The organism is Delftia sp. ZNC0008 (genome assembly GCF_000799035.1).
GTDB classification, from domain to species: Bacteria; Pseudomonadota; Gammaproteobacteria; order Burkholderiales; family Burkholderiaceae_C; genus Comamonas; species Comamonas tsuruhatensis.
This window is the reverse complement of the sequence record NZ_JTKZ01000352.1, coordinates 1-5,346: the sequence shown is the minus strand read 5'-3', so window position 1 is coordinate 5,346 and position 5,346 is coordinate 1. Positions and strand designations below refer to the sequence as shown.

5 protein-coding genes and 2 pseudogenes are annotated in these 5,346 nt (G+C 68.9%); all 7 read left to right on the top strand.

Annotated elements, in window-relative coordinates; translation table 11 throughout:
• Positions 1-689 (top strand): fumarylacetoacetate hydrolase family protein (locus L995_RS11725; RefSeq protein ID WP_331428949.1); only part of this gene is annotated, 689 nt, incomplete at its 5' end.
• Positions 686-1,447 carry a fumarylacetoacetate hydrolase family protein gene (locus L995_RS11720; RefSeq protein WP_047471865.1) on the top strand — a complete coding sequence of 254 codons (762 nt, stop codon included), beginning with the start codon at positions 686-688 and terminating at the stop codon, positions 1,445-1,447. The genes L995_RS11725 and L995_RS11720, both read left to right, overlap by 4 nt.
• A gap of 27 nt (positions 1,448-1,474) precedes the next feature.
• Entirely contained in the window at positions 1,475-2,932 is a 1,458-nt protein-coding gene (hpaE, locus tag L995_RS11715; protein WP_047471863.1) for a 5-carboxymethyl-2-hydroxymuconate semialdehyde dehydrogenase, read from the top strand.
• A 42-nt stretch (positions 2,933-2,974) separates the two neighbouring features.
• Positions 2,975-3,970 (top strand): annotated as a pseudogene (locus tag L995_RS11710) (tripartite tricarboxylate transporter substrate binding protein); the annotation flags it as partial.
• A 22-nt stretch (positions 3,971-3,992) separates the two neighbouring features.
• Positions 3,993-4,319, top strand: a complete 327-nt coding sequence (locus tag L995_RS11705) for an aromatic ring-opening dioxygenase LigA (protein ID WP_047471858.1) — start codon at positions 3,993-3,995, stop codon at positions 4,317-4,319.
• Position 4,320: 1 nt separating this feature from the next.
• The gene (locus tag L995_RS11700) at positions 4,321-5,139 is read left to right on the top strand and encodes an extradiol ring-cleavage dioxygenase (protein ID WP_047471856.1); all 819 of its coding nucleotides are present in this window, start codon (positions 4,321-4,323) and stop codon (positions 5,137-5,139) included.
• Positions 5,140-5,346: pseudogene (locus L995_RS11695) on the top strand (5-carboxymethyl-2-hydroxymuconate isomerase); the annotation flags it as partial.

The window sequence follows — 5,346 nt, the reverse complement described above, 5'->3', positions numbered from 1 at the left end:
CCGCGTCCATGCAGATTCAGCCTTTTCTCCTGGATGACGGCCTTGCGCTGGGCACGGTCTACGGCACGCTGCTCAACCAGCAGGCCACCGTGCAGCGCCTGTCGCCGCAGTTCGACAGCGCGCCCTACAAGGCCGCTCCGCGCGCGCCCGTGCTCTATCTCAAGCCGCGCAACACCTGGGCGCGCGATGGCGCTGCGGTGGCCGTGCCGGCCGATCCCGGCGAGGTCCGCGTCGATGCCAGCATCGGCCTGGTGATCGGCCGCAGCGCCACGCGCGTCAGCGAAGCAACGGCCCTGGACCATGTGGCCGGCTGGCTGATCGCCAGCGACCTCACGCTGCCGCACGAGAACTACTACCGCCCCGCCATCCGCCAGCGCTGCCGCGACGGTTTCTGCCCGCTGGGCGCCCTCGTTCGCGGCACAGGCTTTGACGCACAGGCGGCCACGCTCACGGTGTCCATCAATGGTGAACAGGTCTGGCAGCGCGGCTTTGCCGACCTGGTGCGCCCGCCCGCAAGGCTGCTGGCCGACGTGACCGAATTCATGACGCTGTCGCCCGGCGACGTGCTGCTGCTGGGCCCGGGCGAGGGCGCGCCGCTGGCGCGGCCCGGGGACCGCGTGGTCATCGAGGTGCCCGGCCTGGGCCGGCTCACGCATTCGGTGGTGGCAGAACAGGGAGCAGCAGCATGAAGCACGGACGCGTCATCTTCGAAGGACAGACCCTGCAGGTCACCGAAGGCCCGCACGGACAGGTGCAGCTGCCCGATGGCCGCCTGGTGGCGGAGACCGCCGTGCAGTGGCTGCCGCCGCTGCAGTTCGGCACCGTCTTCGCGCTGGGCCTGAACTATGCGGACCATGCCAAGGAAATCGCCTTCAACAAGGCGCCCGAGGAGCCGCTGGTCTTCCTCAAGGGCCCGAACACGCTGAACGGCCACCGCGGCCGCACGTACCGGCCCGCCAACGTGGCCTACATGCACTTCGAATGCGAGCTGGGCGTGGTCATCGGCAAGACCTGCCGCAACGTGCGCCGCGAAGACGCCTACAGCGTGGTCGCCGGCTACTGCACGGCCAACGACTACGCCATACGCGACTACCTGGAGAACTTCTACCGGCCCAACCTGCGCGTGAAGAACCGCGACGGCGCCACGCCCGTGGGCCCGTGGTTCGTCGATGCGGCCGATGTGCCCGACCCCATGAACCTGCGCCTGCGCAGCTGGGTCAACGGCGAGCTCAAGCAGGACGGCAGCACGCGCGACATGGTGCATGACATCCCCTCGCTGATCGCCCACCTGTCGGGCTTCATGACGCTGAACCCCGGCGACCTCATCCTCACCGGCACGCCCGACGGCGTGGCCGACTCCCGCGTGGGCGACGAGATCGTCACCGAGATCGAAGGCCTGGGCCGCCTGGTCAACACCATCGTCGGCGACGCGCCGGCCGCCTCCTGAACCCACCGCACACGCCAAGGAATCCCCATGCGCATTGACCACCTGATCGACGGCAAGGCCGTCGCCGGCAAGGACTATTTCGAGACCGTCAACCCCGCCACCCAGGAGGTGCTGGCCGAGGTTGCTGCAGGCGGCGAGGCCGAGGTGCAGGCCGCCGTCGCCGCCGCGAAGAACGCCTTCCCGAAATGGGCCAACACGCCCGCCACCGAACGCGCCAAGCTCGTGCGCAAGCTGGGCGACCTGATCGCCCGCCATGTGCCCGAGATCGCGCAGACCGAGACCAACGACTGCGGCCAGGTCATCGCCCAGACGGGCAAGCAGCTGGTGCCGCGCGCGGCCGACAACTTCTACTACTTTGCCGAGATGTGCACGCGCGTGGACGGCCACACCTATCCCACGCCCACGCACCTGAACTACACCCTGTTCCACCCCGTGGGCGTGTGCGCGCTGATCTCGCCCTGGAACGTGCCCTTCATGACGGCCACCTGGAAGGTGGCGCCCTGCCTGGCCTTCGGCAACACGGCCGTGCTCAAGATGAGCGAGCTGTCGCCCATGACGGCCGCGCGCCTGGGCGAGCTGGCGCTGGAGGCCGGCATTCCGCCCGGCGTGCTCAACCTGGTGCACGGCTACGGCAAGGACGCGGGCGAGCCCCTGGTGCGCCACCGCGATGTGCGCGCCGTCTCGTTCACGGGCTCGACCCAGACCGGCAACCGCATCGTGCAGGCCGCCGGCCTCAAGAAGTTCAGCATGGAGCTGGGCGGCAAGAGCCCCTTCGTGATCTTTGACGACGCCGACTTCGAGCGCGCGCTGGATGCGGCCGTGTTCATGATCTTCTCCAACAACGGCGAGCGCTGCACGGCCGGCAGCCGCATCCTGGTGCAAAAGGGCATCTACGCGAAGTTCGTGGACCGCTTCGTGGAGCGCGCCAGGAAGATCACCGTGGGCGACCCGCTGGACGAATCCACCATCGTCGGCCCCATGATCAGCGCCAGCCACCTGGCCAAGGTGCGCCACTACATCGAACTGGGCCGCAAGGAAGGCGCCAGCATGCTGTGCGGCGGCCTGGATGCGCCCGTGCTGCCCGAGCGCGTGCGCAAGGGCAACTACGTGCTGCCCACGGTGTTTGCCGACGTGGACAACCGCATGCAGATCGCCCAGGACGAGATCTTCGGCCCCGTGGCCTGCATCATCCCCTTCAGCGACGAGGCCGAAGCCGTGCGCCTGGCCAACGATATCCAGTACGGCCTGTCCAGCTACGTCTGGACCGAGAGCGTGGGCCGCGCCCACCGCGTGGCCGCCGCCATCGAGGCCGGCATGTGCTTCGTCAACAGCCAGAACGTGCGCGACCTGCGCCAGCCCTTCGGCGGCACCAAGGCCTCGGGCACGGGCCGCGAGGGCGGCAGCTGGAGCTACGAGGTCTTTTGCGAGCCCAAGAACGTGGCCGTATCGCTGGGCTCGCACCATATTCCGCACTGGGGCGTCTGAACGGGCGACCAGCGACAACGACAAAGAGAACCGAGGAGACAAGACATGCAACGCCGCCATTTCCTGCAATCCACCGCAGCCACCACGGCCGCAGCGCTGATGCTCCCGGGCCTTTCCCAGGCCCAGCCCGGCAGCGCGGCCGGCACCTGGCCCGCCAGGCCGCTGCGCATCATCGTGCCCTTCACGCCGGGCGGCACCACCGACCTGGTGGCGCGCCTGGTGGGCACCGAGCTGGGCAAGTCCCTGGGCCAGCCTGTGATCGTGGAGAACAAGCCCGGCGCGGGCACGGTGATCGGCGTGGACTATGTGTCCAAGCAGCCGGCCGACGGCTACACCCTGGTGTGCGTGGCCAACAGCTTCACGGCCAACAAGACGCTGGTGAAGAACCTGCCCTACGACACCACGCGCGACCTCAAGCCCGTGGCGCTGATGGGCCTGTCCGAGCATGTGCTGGCCACCCACCCGGGCAGCGGCCTGAAGACGCTGGCCGATCTGCGCAGCCGCGCCAAGGCCAGGCCCGGCGAGCTCAGCTATGCCTCGTTCGGCAACGGCACCTCGGCCCATCTGTCGGGCGCCCTGCTGTGCCAGGAGATGGGCATCGACATGGTCCACATCCCCTACAAGGGCCAGGGCCCGGCGCTGGCCGACCTGCTGGGCGGCCAGGTGGACGTGATGTTCGGCAACTGGCCCGAGTTCCGTGGCCATGTGCAAAGCGGCAAGCTGGTGGCCCTGGGCATGGCCACGCGCCAGCGCTCGCAGTTCGCTCCCCAGGTGCCCACGCTGGCCGAGCAGGGCGTGGCGCTGGAATCCAACTCCTGGCAGGGGCTGCTGGCACCCGGCGCCACGCCCGATGCCCTGGTGCAGCGCATCAACGCCGCCGTGGTCAAGGCCCTGGCCGAGCCCGCCGTGGTGGACGCCTTCGCGCGCGGCGGCATCGTCTCGCAGGCCGGCACGGCGCAGCAGTTCGCAGCCTTCGTCACCAGCGAAATCGCCAAGTACGAAGCCATCATCCGCCGCGCCAACATCACGCTGGGCTAAGGCTGGACCACCGGGAGACGCCATGAGCCTGTACACCATGCAGAAATTCCTGTTCCAGCTCAACCGCGAGCCCGAGGTGCAGCGGCGCTTTGCAGAGGACCGCGCCGCGCTGCTGGCCGAGTACGCGCTGGAGCCCGAGGAGTACGAAGCCATGTTCCACGGCGACATCGGCAAGCTCTACGTGCTGGGCTGCAACGGCCAGCTGCTGATGCACTTCGCGCCGCTGCTGGGCATGCCCTGGGCCGACTACCTGCAGGCCATGCGCGACGGCGTGCAAAAGCACGGACCGGTGCGCGCGGGCGTCTACGCGATGACCACCGGAACCAACGAAAAGATCGCAGGAGTTTGAGATGAGTCTGGTATTTGCAGGCGTTTGCAGCCATGCGCCCGGCATCACGGGCCGCGCACACCTGGCCGATCCGGTCACCAAGGATGCCTTCCATGCCGCCTTCCGCGACATGGGCGCACGGCTGGAGGCGGCGCGGCCCGATGCCGTGATCGTCATCGCGGCCGAGCACTTCGCCAACTTCTTCATGAACAACATGCCGGCCTATGCCATCGGCATGGCAGACCACTACGAAGGGCCCATCGAGGACCCGGCCTGGCTGGGCATAGAGCGCCACCGCATCCCCGGCAATGCCGAGCTGTCGCGGCGCCTGATCACCGAGGTCATGCAGACCGTGGACGTGGCCTTTGCCGAGGAGTGGAAGTTCGACCACGGCATCATGGTCCCGCTGCACTTTCTGACGCCGGCCTATGACAAGGACATCATCCCGGTCAACATCAACTGCCAGGGCCCGCCGCTGACGCCGCTGCACCGCGCCTGGGCCTTTGGCGAGGCCCTGCGCCGCGCCTGCGACAAGGCGCCCGAGCGCATCGCCATCGTGGGCACGGGCGGCATTTCGCACTGGCCGGCCACGCCCGACTCGGGCAAGGTCAACTGGGAATGGGACCAGCAGTTCATGGACCGCTGGTGCCGCAACGACCGGGACGCGCTGCTGTCGTACACCGACGCCGAGACCTACCGCGACGGCGGCCAGGGCGGCTTCGAGATCCGCAGCTTCATCGCCGTGGCCGCCGCCGCGCGCGGCGCGGGCCAGGTGCTGTACTGCCAGCCCATTCCCATCTTCGCCGTGAGCTGCACGGCCGCCACCATGGAGGTGGCCTGAATGCCGCACGTGGTCATCCTCTACACGGCCAGCCTGGACGCGCACACCGACATGACGCAGCTGTGCCGCGCCCTGGCCGACACCATGCTCACCGTGCGCGCCGAAGACGGCGCCCAGGTCTTTCCCACGGGCGGCACGCGCGTGCTGGCCTACCCCGCGCCGCACAGCGCCGTGGCCGATGGCGGGGCCGCGGGCCGCGCAACGCGG